General features: G+C 45.6%; 16 protein-coding genes and 1 tRNA gene. 6 read left to right on the forward strand and 11 right to left on the reverse strand.

Features of this window, described 5'->3' with window-relative positions:
• The first annotated feature begins 43 nt into the window (after positions 1-43).
• Together NWE95_02580 and NWE95_02585 are read left to right on the forward strand one after the other, a co-directional pair.
• Positions 44-122, forward strand: a tRNA-Arg gene (locus NWE95_02580).
• Positions 123-309: 187 nt separating this feature from the next.
• Entirely contained in the window at positions 310-951 is a 642-nt protein-coding gene (locus tag NWE95_02585; protein ID MCW4002781.1) for a class I SAM-dependent methyltransferase, read from the forward strand.
• An 11-nt stretch (positions 952-962) separates the two neighbouring features.
• On the opposite strand, the gene NWE95_02590 is transcribed toward NWE95_02585, so the two are convergent.
• The 7 genes from NWE95_02590 to albA all read right to left on the reverse strand — a co-directional run bounded on the left by NWE95_02590 (position 963) and on the right by albA (position 8,416).
• Positions 963-3,332, reverse strand: coding sequence for a PQQ-binding-like beta-propeller repeat protein (locus tag NWE95_02590; GenBank protein MCW4002782.1), 2,370 nt, complete (start codon positions 3,330-3,332; stop codon positions 963-965).
• A 106-nt stretch (positions 3,333-3,438) separates the two neighbouring features.
• Entirely contained in the window at positions 3,439-4,107 is a 669-nt protein-coding gene (locus tag NWE95_02595; protein MCW4002783.1) for a DUF47 domain-containing protein, read from the reverse strand.
• A gap of 394 nt (positions 4,108-4,501) precedes the next feature.
• The gene (gene cofD, locus NWE95_02600; protein MCW4002784.1) at positions 4,502-5,419 is read right to left on the reverse strand and encodes a 2-phospho-L-lactate transferase; all 918 of its coding nucleotides are present in this window, start codon (positions 5,417-5,419) and stop codon (positions 4,502-4,504) included.
• Between the two features lie 16 nt (positions 5,420-5,435).
• Entirely contained in the window at positions 5,436-5,897 is a 462-nt protein-coding gene (locus tag NWE95_02605) for a molybdenum cofactor biosynthesis protein MoaE (protein MCW4002785.1), read from the reverse strand.
• Positions 5,898-6,001: 104 nt separating this feature from the next.
• Positions 6,002-6,625, reverse strand: coding sequence for a 30S ribosomal protein S3ae (locus NWE95_02610; GenBank protein MCW4002786.1), 624 nt, complete (start codon positions 6,623-6,625; stop codon positions 6,002-6,004).
• 51 nt (positions 6,626-6,676) lie between these two features.
• Positions 6,677-7,966: a serine--tRNA ligase gene (serS, locus tag NWE95_02615; protein ID MCW4002787.1), complete on the reverse strand. Its 1,290-nt coding sequence runs from the start codon at positions 7,964-7,966 to the stop codon at positions 6,677-6,679.
• A 162-nt stretch (positions 7,967-8,128) separates the two neighbouring features.
• A complete protein-coding gene (gene albA / locus NWE95_02620; protein MCW4002788.1) occupies positions 8,129-8,416 on the reverse strand; it encodes a DNA-binding protein Alba in 288 nt (95 codons plus the stop codon).
• Positions 8,417-8,642: 226 nt separating this feature from the next.
• On the opposite strand from albA, the gene NWE95_02625 reads away from it, so the two are divergent.
• Positions 8,643-9,269 (forward strand): CDP-alcohol phosphatidyltransferase family protein, encoded by a 627-nt coding sequence (locus NWE95_02625; protein MCW4002789.1) that lies wholly within the window; start codon positions 8,643-8,645, stop codon positions 9,267-9,269.
• A gap of 3 nt (positions 9,270-9,272) precedes the next feature.
• Here the strand turns inward: NWE95_02625 and NWE95_02630 are convergent, their stop codons facing one another.
• Positions 9,273-9,566: a 30S ribosomal protein S26e gene (locus NWE95_02630; protein MCW4002790.1), complete on the reverse strand. Its 294-nt coding sequence runs from the start codon at positions 9,564-9,566 to the stop codon at positions 9,273-9,275.
• A 49-nt stretch (positions 9,567-9,615) separates the two neighbouring features.
• Complete coding sequence (locus NWE95_02635; GenBank protein MCW4002791.1) at positions 9,616-10,503, reverse strand: DUF4438 domain-containing protein; 888 nt, start codon at positions 10,501-10,503, stop codon at positions 9,616-9,618.
• Positions 10,504-10,648: 145 nt separating this feature from the next.
• Between NWE95_02635 and NWE95_02640 the strand changes: the two genes are divergently transcribed.
• The 3 genes from NWE95_02640 (at position 10,649) to NWE95_02650 (ending at position 13,144) form a co-directional block, all read left to right on the forward strand.
• Positions 10,649-11,227 (forward strand): CBS domain-containing protein, encoded by a 579-nt coding sequence (locus NWE95_02640; GenBank protein ID MCW4002792.1) that lies wholly within the window; start codon positions 10,649-10,651, stop codon positions 11,225-11,227.
• 76 nt (positions 11,228-11,303) lie between these two features.
• Positions 11,304-12,650 (forward strand): dihydroorotase family protein, encoded by a 1,347-nt coding sequence (locus tag NWE95_02645; GenBank protein ID MCW4002793.1) that lies wholly within the window; start codon positions 11,304-11,306, stop codon positions 12,648-12,650.
• Positions 12,647-13,144, forward strand: coding sequence for a Mut7-C RNAse domain-containing protein (locus tag NWE95_02650; protein ID MCW4002794.1), 498 nt, complete (start codon positions 12,647-12,649; stop codon positions 13,142-13,144). The genes NWE95_02645 and NWE95_02650 overlap by 4 nt, the downstream gene beginning before the upstream one ends.
• Here NWE95_02650 and NWE95_02655 read toward each other — a convergent pair.
• Both NWE95_02655 and NWE95_02660 read right to left on the reverse strand, forming a co-directional pair.
• Positions 13,119-13,514 (reverse strand): PIN domain-containing protein, encoded by a 396-nt coding sequence (locus tag NWE95_02655; protein MCW4002795.1) that lies wholly within the window; start codon positions 13,512-13,514, stop codon positions 13,119-13,121. The genes NWE95_02650 and NWE95_02655 overlap by 26 nt on opposite strands.
• Positions 13,504-13,740 (reverse strand): AbrB/MazE/SpoVT family DNA-binding domain-containing protein, encoded by a 237-nt coding sequence (locus NWE95_02660; protein MCW4002796.1) that lies wholly within the window; start codon positions 13,738-13,740, stop codon positions 13,504-13,506. The genes NWE95_02655 and NWE95_02660 overlap by 11 nt, the downstream gene beginning before the upstream one ends.
• Between the last annotated feature and the right edge of the window lie 14 nt (positions 13,741-13,754).

The following is a 13,754-nucleotide window of genomic DNA, read 5'->3' on the forward strand; positions in this document are numbered from 1 at the left end:
GGTTAGCTTTAAATCAATAGGCAAGGTTTGTTTGTAGCCGCATGGGTCCGTAGTCTAGCACGGATTAAGGCATCGGCCTCCGGAGCCGAGAATCCTGGGTTCAAATCCCAGCGGACCCGCCACCCATCGTCTTAGTGCATGATTGTTTTTTTAGTATTAGAAGAAGAGATGAGTGCCCTTATTCATCTTCTTCTATGGGGGCTTTGTGGCTTTGTCGGTTTTGGCGTCTGCGTTTAGTTTGGGTTGCAGACTGGTTGTGGAGTTGAAGTTTACAACGTTTTTTAGTTTCCGTTGTGCTTATTTATTTCCATGGGAATTTCGGACAAAGACGATACTTTCATGGGTCAATTTAGGTGCCCAACTGGTGTTCAAGGAAGAGCTGTTGCCGCGCTGATGAATCAGGACCATGATGCCCTCTCAAATTGGGGGTTGAGTCACATCCAGATTAAACCTGATTTTGTCGTTTTAGATGTTGGTTGCGGTGGAGGGAGAACCATTGGCAAACTGGCGCGGCAGGCGTCTCGAGGTTTGGTACTCGGCATTGACTACTCTAAAGACATGGTCAAATACTCCAAAGAGCAAAACCTGCAACTGGTCAAGGAAGGGCGCATCGGGCTGACTCAAGCATCAGTGGAGAAGTTGTGTTTCCCAAATGACTTCTTTGATTTAGTTACAGCGATTGAAACGTACTATTTCTGGTCAAACGTCCAAACTGCTTTTCAAGAAATTAGGCGCGCCCTAAAGCCAAATGGAAAACTGCTTATTGTTAGTGAAATGGTTAAGGACGGTAAATATGAGGTTGAGAACGCTGAAACAGTTAAAAAGTGTGGTGTGCGCCTTCTTTCCCTGCAAGAAATTGAGAACTTGCTGGCTTCCGCCAAATTTGCCGAAGTTAAAGTGTTCAAGAAGCCCGATTCCGTTTGGAACACTGTAGTTGGTACCAAGGCTTAAGTGCCAAGCTTTTAGCCGCCTTTAGGGTGAGTGTTGAACCGAAGTTGCAGTTTCTGTGAGGCTTGATAGATGAAGTTGCTTATGGCAAAGGCAAACGCTGGCAACGCTGGCAGGATGTACCAGTACAGTTTGGTTTGAGCAACCGAAAACAAGACAAGCACAATCGCCATCCAAGCCAAAACCAAAATGTCGCTTTTGTGGCGCTTAAAGAAAGCGTTGAAACCGCACAGCACGACTGAGAACGGCAACAGCGCGACCCAGAGAAGGTTTTCGCCTGTGAGCAGATAGTTGATGTAGAAGAGGGGGCTTCCAGCGTGTCCCTCAATGGGGGTGGTGGCGCGTTCAACGACGCAGTAGATGAGGTAACAGTCCCAGAAGTCTCTAAAGCGCATGGTCATGTAGAGCACGTAGGGGAAGCAGACAAGAACTGGGACTACCCAGAAAAGCGTAAAACTCTTTGTGAAGATGAACCTGATGCTTTTTTTCGTGGCGACGAAGTAAGCGATGATGATTAGAGGTATTAGTAGCGCTTGAATCTGCTTAGTCATCAACGCCAGTCCAAAGAAGAGCCCGCCTAAAGCGGCAAAGTAGCTGCTATTTTTCTCTTCGCTCAGGAGCATAAAGTAGATGCTTGCCAGCATAAAAAACAAAAGAGGGCCATCAGTCATGGCGTGTGTTGCAAACTCAAAAAACGTTATGAAAGTGCCTAAAACCACAATCGACAAAAACCCAACCTTCTCATTATACAGCCTCTTGCCCAAAAAGAACACAACAACCAACGACAAAATTCCAAACATGGGGTTCCAGAGTCTTGTTGAATAATTGTTTACGCCAAAGGCTTGATAAGAAAGCGACATCAGCCACATGAGAATCGGCGGCTTACCAGTCCAAATTGCTGGTTCACCGTAAGCCCAAGGCAAGAGGTAATCGCCGCTTTTCAGCATGTGGTATGCCATTTGCGAGTACGTTTTCTCGTCAGCCGCCCATAATGGTCCAGCTTCCAAGCTGGCGAAGAATGCAACCGCGAAAATTACAAGAACCAAAACAGTGAGCGCATTTAAATGTGCTGAAAACCAAGACTGCTTTTCGGGGCTAGTTAGCGCTCCAACTTTCAACTTATTCTTTCTACTTGAACGAACATAATACGCGATTGTAAAAGCAATCACTGCCCCTACAGCGCAGGCGAGAATGTCAAAAACAATCGTGCTCGTCTTTATGGCATCTGAGGCTTCCACAGGTGGGGGTTCAACGGTTGAATCAGACAGTGTTAAGGCGTAGACGTGATAGTCATGGGAGCCCACGTACAGAATGCCGTTAACGATTGTTGGAGAAGAATCCACGTAACACCCAACTTGATACTTCCACTTCACTTGCCCCGTGAAGGCGTCAAGACAGTAAATGTTGTAGTCCTCAGAGCCCACGAACACGTTACCGTCCGAAACAGCAGGCGAAGACCAAACCCAGTACCCCGTTGTAGTCTCCCACAACTTCTCGCCGCTGGTAGCGTTTAAGCAATAGATACTGCCGTCTTGTGAGCCAATGTAAACGCGCCCATAAGCGACGGCGGCAGAAGAAGTCACTGAGTCACGCGTCAGATACCTCCAAATCTTTGCGCCAGTGGAAGCGTTCAAAGCGAAAACGTAGCTGTCGTATGAGCCTATGTAGAGGTAACCATCAGCTACACAGGGCGAATTCATGTTGCTTCCAGTATGCTGGTGCCATATTTCCTCGCCTGTGGAGGCGTTAATGGCGTAAGTGAAAAAGTCATCCGAAGCAAAATACACTACACCATCTACAACGGCAGGCGACGAATCCACACGGAACCGTGTTGGAAAAGTCCAAACTACATCTCCCGTGGAAGCGTTAAAACAGAACAAATCATGGCTTCCCGAACCAATGAACACGTAGCCATCCGCAACTGCAGGGCTTGACCGCACAACCCCTCCCACTTTGGAAATCCAACGAGGCGAACCAGTGGCTAATTCTATGCAGTAAACCCGACCGTCATCTGAGCCCACATAGACGTAACCGTTATCGATGGCAGGCGAAGAATTCACTTCGTGCCCAGCCGTAAAATTCCACAACTGCTCGCCGGTCGAAGCGATGAGGCAGTAAAGTCTGCAATCCTTACAGCCAACGACGACTTTGCCGTCCGATACAGCGGGGGAAGACAGTACTGATGCGCTGGTGCTGAAATTCCACAGTTTCCTAACCGAAGCCGCCGCACCATTGCCAGTCGTGTAACCAGTACGGCTTAGGTCGTAGCGGAACATCGTCCACTCGCCGCTGGAGGCGCTGGCGCTTGGCAATGCCAACAGACTGCATGATTGTGTAATAGCAAGCAAGAGAATAAGTAGTGGCAGTAGCTTGTGCTTTCTCATCAGCATTCCATAAAGAAGACTTCTAGTTTGCTATTTTAAATTATTCAAAAAAGAGGTAAAACAGAGATTATGAAAGAGGTCTTGGAATGCGGAATAGAAAAGGTTGTTATTCTCTGCTTGAGAGCACCAAGATGTAGTCTGCTGTGTCAGCGCACATGTCTGCTGCTTGCTCAATGAATTCTATGAGGTCATCAAAGATTACCATGGCACCGCAGTTTATCTCTGCACCGTATTTAACGAACAAGCTCTTTGATTTGAGGTATTCAACATCAATGGCATGTTCGATTTCTCCGACTCTCTTTGCTTCTCTGATGGCTTCACTGGGGTTTGATGAGATTTTTTCTATGCTCCCGCGCAAAGTTTGAGCAGTTTCGACTAGTTTAGAGGTCATAAAGACGGTTTTGTCGCAGAGTTCTTGGGGAATTTCCGCTTCAGAGAGCATTTCAAGGCATCTCGCAGCATCTTTGGTGTGGTCTGCCAGCGTATCTAACCGTTTAACAAGGTGCAACAGGTCCTCGCGGTAATCTGCCACAAGCGCAGCGCCCTTTGAGAGTTCCATGAAAACGTCCGTGCGAAGAGCATCTACTTCTTCTTCAGCTTTGTAGAGGTTTTCGATGTATTTCTGTGACTCTTTATAGTTTCTTTCTGCGAAACTTTTGGTTGCCTTATGCAACCACGTTACAGTGTCAAAAGCTTTTGTAATCTGGTCGTGAGCAAGTTCTAAACCGCGGGTTTTTCGGCGTTGCTCAAACCAGTCATAACTTCTTTTTTCCACCAGCACCAACTCCGTTTGATAACATAATTCTACCTTGCAAATATAACCCTTCTCTTAGTACCGTGTTCGCAGGATACCTTTAGCGCTTGCTTTACGTTCACATGTTTCCCTCTCTGCTTTAGAAAGCATCAATTGTCAAGAGCCAATCCAGAAAATCAGCCCTCTTGGTGTCCTCTTCCTTTTCATCTTTCAGATTTTCCTTCATATTTGCACTCCCCCACTAACTAACATGCCATTATACACGAATGAAATACCATGGCGCTTCGACTTTTGCATGATTCTTTTTATTCTCTTTAGGTTGCATGGCAGTTCACTAAACAAAATATTTTTGTTTCTTCCCTATTTAGGGTATCAAAGTAGTTTATAGAGAAGTAATTATTCTCTATAGACCTTTTTAGCTTTCTAATACGGTTTTTGCCAGTGAAACCTTATCGCTCAAGCTCTTCATTATCGTATTAGTAACTTTAACATCCAGACCAAGCAGTTCAATCTTATTTTTCTCGCCCGCATCCTTGGCATCGATGACAAAGACGTCGAGGAAATCTGCATAAAGCTTCGCAACGCTATATGCGGAAACATCCAAGCCCAAACCACGCAACAATTTATCCGCAGGACCCTTAATGGGAGCACCAGCAACAATTGGGCTGACTCCAACTACTCTTGCCTTTGTCCTTTTCAGTGCATCTCTGATGCCGTCAACCGCAAGAATAGCCCCTATGCTAACTATGGGGTTGCTTGGGCAAATAACAACTTTTTCCGCATCTAAAATGGCGTCTAAAACTTCTGCTGAAGCTGTTGCGTCTTTGGCGCCAGCAAATTCGACGCCTAAAACCTCGTCTTTGGCTTGTCTTTTAACAAAATACTCTTCGAAATGCACTGTGCCTTCAGCGATTTTGATTCGTGTTTCAAACTTGTCATCGCTCATGGGCAAAATCTTTACTTTCAAGCCTAAGGCGTGGCAGATTTCGTCTGTTACTTGCGAGAGGGTAAAGCCTTTAGCTAAACGTTCAGTTCGGTAAATGTGCGTTGCTAAATCCTTGTCACCTAGATTAAACCATGTGTCCGCGCCGTGTTTTTTTAGCATTTCAAGGCAGTGGAAAGTGTCCTCTTTTATTCCCCAGCCTTTGTCTTCGTCAACTATACCCGCCAGAGTGTATGCGACAATGTCTATGTCAGGCGAAATGTGCAAGCCAAAAAGTTCAATGTCATCGCCAGTATTAGCGATAATCCGCAAATCTTCCGCATTAACAAGCTCCACCAGCCCCGTTAGGAATCTTGCTGCACCAACTCCGCCTGCTAGTGCCGTAATCAAGCGTGTGCACCCCTGTTTAGTGGTTGTGTTCTTTTTCTGAAACCCAGTACCCTGATGTTGCACCTTGTTCGTCAATTATGTATTCTTTCTTGAAAACAGGGACCTCAGTTTTGTAGCGCTCCACTGCTTCCCGTAGCACTGGGAAAACATCTGTTCGATGAGCGCCAGCGACTGCAACGTAAACCAAGTCATCTCCAACTTGGAATTCGCCTAATAAATGGTGAATTTGAACGTTAACTATCCCGTGCTTTTTCATCAAGTCATTTCTTATTTGGGTTAGAACTTGGTTTGCTTTTTCCTCATAAGCTTCTATGCTGAGCTTTTGAACCCTTTCACTGTTGAGCGTTTCTCCCCGCACAATACCGATGAAGAACGCTATGGCACCAGCTTGATGATAGTTAGGGTCTGTTTTTATGTTATTCATGACGTCTTGAATGGTGAATGTTCCTTTTTCATGAACAGCTGCATTAGTGGTCAAAACCTGTGCGCTCCTTTGCTTACTGTTGAGAACTGCATATTTTAGGGGTTAATCTCTTTAAAAACTGTTTGCGATTAAAAATAAGAAAAGGAAAAAATTTGTGCTTAAGCTGTTGCTTCTACTTCTGCCTCTTGCGGCTTTGAGACTGTTTGGATGATTAGTTTTGATTTTCTTATACCCACATGCCTCAAAGGAGCAATAAGCTTTGTTTGGTTGTAGATGTCTGAAGCGATTTTTCCAAGAACCATTTCTTGAACGAACTGGTCAAGTGTGAGCATTGCGGCTTTGTCTTGGATAATTTTCTCCATCATGTCTCGAATCATTTTTTCTTGGGAGGTTTTTATTCTTGAAAGTGTTAAGGCTGAAACTGAAATTCGCAGTTTAAAGCCATCTTTTGTTACAAGATTGAACAAGCCATCCACTTTTGTGGTTCTTCTTCTGACAAGACTTCGCAGGTAGTCCCGTGAGTATTCGTGACCTTTAAACATGGTCTTGGCAGTTTTTCCATCAATCTCGTTTATTTGGAAGAACATTTTCAAATAGTGATGAGAGAAGTCTCCCGTAATATCGTATAATGTGGCTTCTACGACTCTGCCGATTAATTGTTTTTCTTCTTGAGCTGGAATGGAACCTAACTCTATGTTACCAAAGAATGATGGCGCAATCACCATGTACCATGATTTTCCTCGCCATTTATCCCGAACGTTTTTCTTGACTTTTGAAGACAAGCTTATTTCTCCAAGACGTTCCACAACATTCTCAAGGGAATATTAAAAGCTTTACCGTTTTCGGCAGATTTTTTCTGTGTTCCCCATGTACTTTCTGAGCGCTTCAGGTATATTTATGGTTCCATCTTCATTCTGATTGTTCTCCAAGATGGCTACAATGGTTCTGCCAGTGGCAATGGCTGTGGAATTAAGCGTGTGAACAAAGCCTTTTGGCGGCGCGCCTTCTTTTTCTCGGTAGCGAACTCCAAGCCTCCTTGCTTGGTAGTCAGTGCAGTTGCTGCATGAGACAACTTCTCGGTAACCGTTTTGGGCTGGCATCCACGCTTCTATGTCGTATTTTTTGGCTGCAACCGTGCCTATGTCTCCTGTGCAAACGTTCACTACACGGTACGGTAAGCCGATTTTTTGGAGCAGTTCCTCAGCGTTTTGCAAAAGTTCCTCATGGAGTTTTGCTGAGTCTTCAGGTTTGCAGAAGATGAATTGTTCTATTTTGTTGAATTGGTGTGTGCGGAATATGCCTCGTGTGTCTTTGCCGTGTGCGCCTGCTTCTTTGCGGAAACAAGTGCTTATGCCTGCGAGTTTGATGGGCATGTCTGCTTCTTTGAGGGTTTCGTTCATGAGCATGGCTGCCATAGGGTGCTCCGAGGTTGCGATAAGGTAGAGGTCTTCGTTTTCTACCTTGTAGAGCACATCAGCGAAGTCTGCCAGAGCAGTTACGCCTTCGTATGCTTCGCGCTTCATCAAATACGGTGGTATGGTTGGAGTGTAGCCTTTCTTTGTTAGTTCCTCAATGGCAAAGCTCATCAACGCCATGTCTAAGCGTGCTACATCGTTTTTAAGGTAGAAGAACCTTGCTCCAGAAACTTTGCCTGCCCGCTCCATATCGATTAAATCTAAATCTAACGCCAAATCAATGTGGTTTTTTACTGGAAAACTAAACTGTGGAATAGTCCCCCATGTTTTCACTTCCACATTGCCGCTTGAATCGGTTCCCAGCGGAACGGAATCATCCAGCAAGTTTGGCAACCGCATCAGATAATCGCGGGTCTGTGCTTCTTGCTCGGTTACCTGCTTTTCAAGCAACGTGATTTTCTTGTCGCATTCTTGGGCTTTCTGGAGTTCAGCAGTGGCTTCTTTCCCTGCTTTTTTAAGTTTGGCAATCTCTATGGTTACTTGCTTTCTATCGTGGCGCAAATCGTTTAGGGCGGTTAGGTTTGCACGCCATTGCTTGTCAGCAGCAATCAATTCTTCAAGCATGGCTAGAACTTCAGGGTTGCCGCGCTTAGCTAAATTAGATTTGACCAGTTCAGGGTTTTCACGGATAAGCTTGATATCTAACATGTTAGTCACACGGAACTAATTCTCTACTAATAAAATCAGCTATTTAACCTTGCGATACAAGCAACCGAAAGCAAAACACAACAACATCGAAAGCCTTGAGAGCTAAAAAATAAAAGAAAAATAAACTTTGGGTTTCGTCTTTATTGTCTGCGTTGTTTCAGTTTACTTTTTGACCAGCGTTATCTCCATCGTGGAAACCATTCTGGACTTATTCTCTCCCTCGCGAGGCGGCATTTCTGCTGTTCCAATAGCAATCTTGCTAACTTTGAGGTCTTTAATGAAGCGGTTTCTTGCGATCTCGGCGACGTCGACAGCGGTGGTGATTGCTTGGCCTCTTGCTTTTAAGGTTATTTCATTCAGTTTGCCTGAAGAGAGGCTTGTTATGATTGCCAGAACATAGCTCATTGGAGGTTTGTTTCCGACGAAGATTACATCTGCATTTTCAGCCATATTCTTTACTCCTTTTTTGTTGTTTGCTTTGTGTAACGCTACAGTTACGGCTCTGCTGTGTAACAGGAACGTTACTTCCAAAATAATTAACAGTTCTTCCTTATAAGTCCATTGAAAACCACCATCTTTGGGGGACTTGTTGAACAACTTGGCGGTTTATGGACTGGAAAGGCTTTTCTACCGCTAAGCCGTAATTGACTTTAACATCCTACAAGTGGCAGGTCATGTGCTAACCAAACTTAAACAAAGAATCCAGCAAATGCTGACAACCGAAGCCAAAATCGCACATAAACTAGGCTTAACGCCTAACCGCATCAGCATAATCGGCTTTGTTCTTGCTATAGCATCAGCCATCACGTATGCCTTGGTGTCCACCCAGTCACCGTGGCTTTTGCTCTTGGCTACGTTTTTTTTGCTTGCCTCTGGCTTTAGTGATGCTTTAGACGGCATAGTTGCCCGAACGTTCAAGCAAACAACAGCTTTTGGAGGTTTCTTTGATTCTGTCCTCGACAGGTATGCTGATGTACTAGTATTCTCTGGAATAATCATCGCTAGTTTAACCAACGACGTCTTTAACCATTTTTGGACCCTTCTCATTGGTTTAGCGGCGCTTTCAGGTTCTGTTCTTGTGAGTTATACTCGTGCAAGAGCTGAAGCGGCGGGAATAAAAATGGAGTCAGTTGGTCTAGCTGAACGGGCAGAACGTATGCTAATCCTAGCGGCTACCAGCATAGTTGCGTATTTCTATATGCCAGCATTCCTTTATGGAATAGCCTTGATAGCGATTCTCGCAAACCTGACCGTAGTGCAGAGACTGCTACATGTTTATAAAATCTTAAAGAAAGAAACGTAGAGCTTAGTAGCGTCTTCGCCTATACTTGTTGTGGCGCTCGTTTTCCGCTCTAACTTTAACTATGCCGCGGTGAACGGCGCATGAGATACAGTAGTATTTTGTGTCAACCCATGAAGCCAAAAATGTGCCTTTTTGCCTCAGTTCTTTGGCTAATTGAGGCTCAACGAACGACACCCGACGGGTGGATTTCTTTGCCTTATCACGCGGCACCATAGACCCACAGTTTACACATTGAACAAGCGTACTGCTTCCTTTGCTTCCTTTTGATCTTCCTCGGCTTTTTCGCTTAAACGGCACTTACTTGTGACCCTCTTTTTGTTTTCTGTCAATTATGGATGAAACTATCTTATATATCTGCTCTTAGCTTGAGCAGAGAAGCCACGTTTGCTTTTCCATTTAGCTGCGGAATAATCTTGCCTGTAGGCGAAGTCATCAATGTTGTTACGCCTGGACCGTGACCTGCCGTGACACAGTTCGTATGCACGACAACACCTACTGAGATTGCGCCTTGGCGGAAGATTCTGCCGTACGAGTGGTCAGCGTCAATGATTGCTACTAAATCGCCCAAACGCAAACTCTCCAATCCGTACTGGTCAATGATGGTTTGGTCGAAAAGTTGGATGTCGTAGTCTCCTGAGTTGACTTGGTTTGCGCCTAAACCTGAGCCCATGATTGCTGCTGGAATAACATGCGTAACTGGCACTTCAAGTTTGTCGCCGTTGGGTTTGGGGTTCCAGGCTTCTAGCAGTTTTGGGTCTGCGTTTAGGACTTTTATGCCTGGGAAATCCAAGAGTTTGAGTCCGGTACCATAGGCTTTTATGAGGATTTTGTCGCCCGGCAGGAGTTTGTCTAAAACTTCGGGCGGGAAGTCTACGAGTACATGTTCGATTCCGCCATGTTTGCCTGTAACTACGCCTTTGGCTCCTTTCGCGTCGCCTGTGGCTACGGTCGCTTGGTTGCCCACGCATGAGAGCACGTTGAGGGCTGTGTTGGCGGCTTGACCTGAGCGCGAGTCGTTTTCTTTGTTTTCGACGCTGACGCCTGGTTCAACGTGGTCTGCTTCCCATCCGCATGCTTTGTCACCGACTCTTAGGTTGTAGGTTATGCCGCCTACTCCCGGCAACACAACTGGGTTGCCTGTTGCTGAGACATTGTAGGGTTGACGCATGGTTGGGCTTGCAACTTCGCCAACGACGGAGATTTTTATGAGTTTTTCAGCGTTTGTTTTGAGCATAAGTGGTTCTTCTCGGTTATGGTGGTAATCGCATGGTTTCTAATAAAAGTTGTATGAGTCTTTTTTTAAGCAACTCTTAAATTATGCGCTACTTTATTGTTGCATTGACGCGTAGCTCGTCTAAATTGTCGGAGTGAACGAAGCGATGTCTGAAATTGGTTTGAGAACTAAAATGCTCGTGAAAGACGTGATGAGTAGCCCAGTCTTTACTGTTAATGAAGATGAAACGGCAAATAAAGCGGCTGATATGATGGCGAAAGATGATTTAGGCTGCGTAATCGTCACCAATAAGGCTGGAAAATCTATCGGAATTATAACTGAGCGTGACCTCGTCATCAGGGTTGTGGCTAAGAATTTGAGGCCTGACACTATGAAGGCGAAGGATATTATGACTACTCCGCTTGTTACCATTGAGCCTGATGCCACGATAAGTGATGCGGCGCGAAGAATGACGCGACTAGATATTAGACGACTTGGCGTGATGTATAAGGGTAGCTTGGTTGGGATAATTTCAAGCAAAGACGTTTTAGGCGTTATGCCTGAGTTGATTGAAATTATGCAGGAACGCGTGCGCATCGAAGGCGCGGCGCATACCGAGGAGACGGAGGAGGCTCCACTTTCAGGTTACTGTGACCGTTGCAACGCTTACTCTGAGAGCCTAAAAGAACGCAACGGGCAAAACATCTGTGACGAATGCCGCATAGAACTTGAACAGGAAAAGTAAGAATCTTCTCTATTTCTTTTTGGCTTAAAAAGCTTTAATTAACAAACCATGCGCTATTTCTAGGCTGTGACCTGTCTTGATTGTTGATTCTGTCCTCACCAACGCCAAAGCGTACCTAAACGGGCAAATTGTTGACTGTTGCATAGCCATCAACGAAGGCATAATTCATAAAATCGGCAAAGAAACCCAGATGCCAAAAGCTGACGAGAAAACTGACCTGCGCAACCTCCTGGTTTTGCCTGGGTTGATTGATGAGCATGTGCATCTGCGGGATGAGGGCAAAGCCTACAAAGAAGACTTCATTTCAGGAACTGCTGCGGCTGCGGCTGGTGGCTTCACAACGGTTTTGGATATGCCAAATAATGAGCCTGTCACTATGAGCGCTGAGGCATTGCGGAACCGCAAGCGGGTGGCGCAGAGGAAGATTTTGGTTAATGTTGGGTTTTACTCGGAATTTCCAGTGGACTTGGGTGAAGTACAGAACATTGTTGGGGAAGGCGCGATTGGGTTTAAGCTGTTTATGGGTTGCCAAATTGGCGGATTGAACATAGATGACGATAGTGCCTTGCAAGAAGGTTTCAGGGCGGTTGCTGGTTCTAAGATGCTTGTGGCTGTTCACGCTGAAGATAAAATGATGCTTTTGACAAATGAGGAGCAGCTAAAGCGAAACAAAAAAGTCAGCACTGCCGATTTCTTGAGGGCGCACACAGAGGTTGCTGAGTTGATAGCTGTCGAACGGTTATTGAGATTGAGTGCAGAGACGGGCGCACACTTGCATTTTTGTCATGTGTCAACTAAAGAGGGCTTAGAAGCCATTGCTAAAGCAAAAAAATCAGGTCGCCAAGTAACCTGTGAGATTACACCAAACCACCTCATGCTGTCAAGTGACGATTACGCTCGTTATGGGCAGATGGCGATTATGGCTCCACCGCTCCGCAGCAAAGACAACGTTGACGCACTCTGGCGCGGGTTAGAGGACGGCACTGTTGACGCTTTGGGTTCTGACCATGCCCCCCACGCTCAAAGCGAGAAGTCAGCCAGTAGCGTTTGGGACGTGAAGGTTGGCGTTGTCGGGTTGGAAACGACTTTGCCGTTGATGTTGACTATGGTTAGGAAGAATCGGCTGTCTCTGTCTCAGGTGGTTTCGCTTTTGGCTGAGAAGCCCGCGGAAATCTTCGGCTTGACAAATTTGGGACGTTTAGAGCAGGGCAAAAACGCAGACTTAACCGTTGTTGATTTTAACTGCCAATTCAAGATTTACGCTTCCAAATTCAAGTCTAAAGCCAAGTTCTCGCCCTACAACGGCTGGGAAGTCTGGGGCAAACCAATGAAAACCATCGTGAACGGGCAGTTAGTCATGGACGAGGGCGAAATTGTTGCTAAGGCAGGCAGTGGCAGAGTGGTTCGGAGAGGCACCGCGTGAAGTTTCTTGCCGATGGCATGCTGGGGAAGTTGACGCGTTGGCTTAGGATGATTGGACAAGACGTAACCTACTCTACTAAGTTTAGCGACAGTGAGCTTTTGGAGTTGGCGAAAACAGAACAGCGTGCTTTGTTGACGAAGGATTTCCAGCTCTACAAACGCGCCATCGCGAGAGGTTTGGATGCCTTTTATGTTGAGGGCAAAACGGAATCAGAGCGGCTCGCAGAAATCTCCAAGCGTTACGGGGTACCGTTAAAGATTGACATGGACAGGTCGCATTGTCCCGTGTGCAACAGCAAACTCGAAGCAGTCACCAAAGAGCAGGTTGCTGGCGAAGTAGAAAAAAACACGTACAAGCACTATGACAAGTTCTGGAAGTGCCAAAACTGTGGACAAATCTTCTGGCAAGGCGCACACTGGAAAAAAATCGGGCAGACACTAACAGAGGCACAACAAAAGAGCTCTGGTTCTAGCGAGGGCACCAGACGGTCTTGAGGTTTTCAATGCGCTTAAAGTGAGCGTCATCTGAAAAAAGAGGGCATCCCTCAAGCTGTGCGGTTGCTGCAATAACACTGTCAGCCATCGGCATCGGATGATTGCTTCTTATTTCGGCGCTCTTTACGGCGATTTGGTAATCAACATCGATAACTTGGAAGTCTCTCTGAATAGTGCTACTTCTTAATGTTGCAACAGTTTTGCCTTCCTTTCTTAAAACGATTCGGTATATCTCATGGATTGTTAGCGAGGACACCAACCGTTCATTCACTGATTTGAACTCTTCCCTGAGTTTTTTTGCTAATTGCTGGTCAGATGTATAAAAAGATTCTGCAAAGAAGCGGGTGTCATAGAGGCGCCTATTCGTCATCTTCTGCCCTCATTTCATCAAGCATCTTCTTTACTTCTTCAACGGTGGCTTTACCCACACCGCTCCCTATTAAATCCAGAAAGCTCGGCTGCTTTTTTATGACTATCTTGCCGTCTTCCTCAAGGATTTGCACTTTAGAGTTTTCGCTTATGTTGAATTTTCTTCTAATCTTAACAGGTATGGTTACTTGTCCTTTTCTTGTAACTACAACTTCTTCCACAGTCATACTCTCACCAAAGT

It is taken from the genome of Candidatus Bathyarchaeota archaeon (assembly GCA_026014725.1).
Lineage (GTDB): Archaea > Thermoproteota > Bathyarchaeia > Bathyarchaeales > Bathycorpusculaceae > Bathycorpusculum.

Coding starts and splice junctions, on each gene's coding strand:
- NWE95_02585 (MCW4002781.1), top strand. CDS start 310: ATGGGAATTTCGGACAAAGACGATACTTTCATGGGTCAATTTAGGTGC.
- NWE95_02590 (MCW4002782.1), bottom strand. CDS start 3,332: ATGAGAAAGCACAAGCTACTGCCACTACTTATTCTCTTGCTTGCTATT.
- serS (MCW4002787.1), bottom strand. CDS start 7,966: ATGTTAGATATCAAGCTTATCCGTGAAAACCCTGAACTGGTCAAATCT.
- albA (MCW4002788.1), bottom strand. CDS start 8,416: ATGGCTGAAAATGCAGATGTAATCTTCGTCGGAAACAAACCTCCAATG.
- NWE95_02635 (MCW4002791.1), bottom strand. CDS start 10,503: ATGCTCAAAACAAACGCTGAAAAACTCATAAAAATCTCCGTCGTTGGC.
- NWE95_02640 (MCW4002792.1), top strand. CDS start 10,649: ATGTCTGAAATTGGTTTGAGAACTAAAATGCTCGTGAAAGACGTGATG.
- NWE95_02655 (MCW4002795.1), bottom strand. CDS start 13,514: ATGACGAATAGGCGCCTCTATGACACCCGCTTCTTTGCAGAATCTTTT.
- NWE95_02660 (MCW4002796.1), bottom strand. CDS start 13,740: ATGACTGTGGAAGAAGTTGTAGTTACAAGAAAAGGACAAGTAACCATA.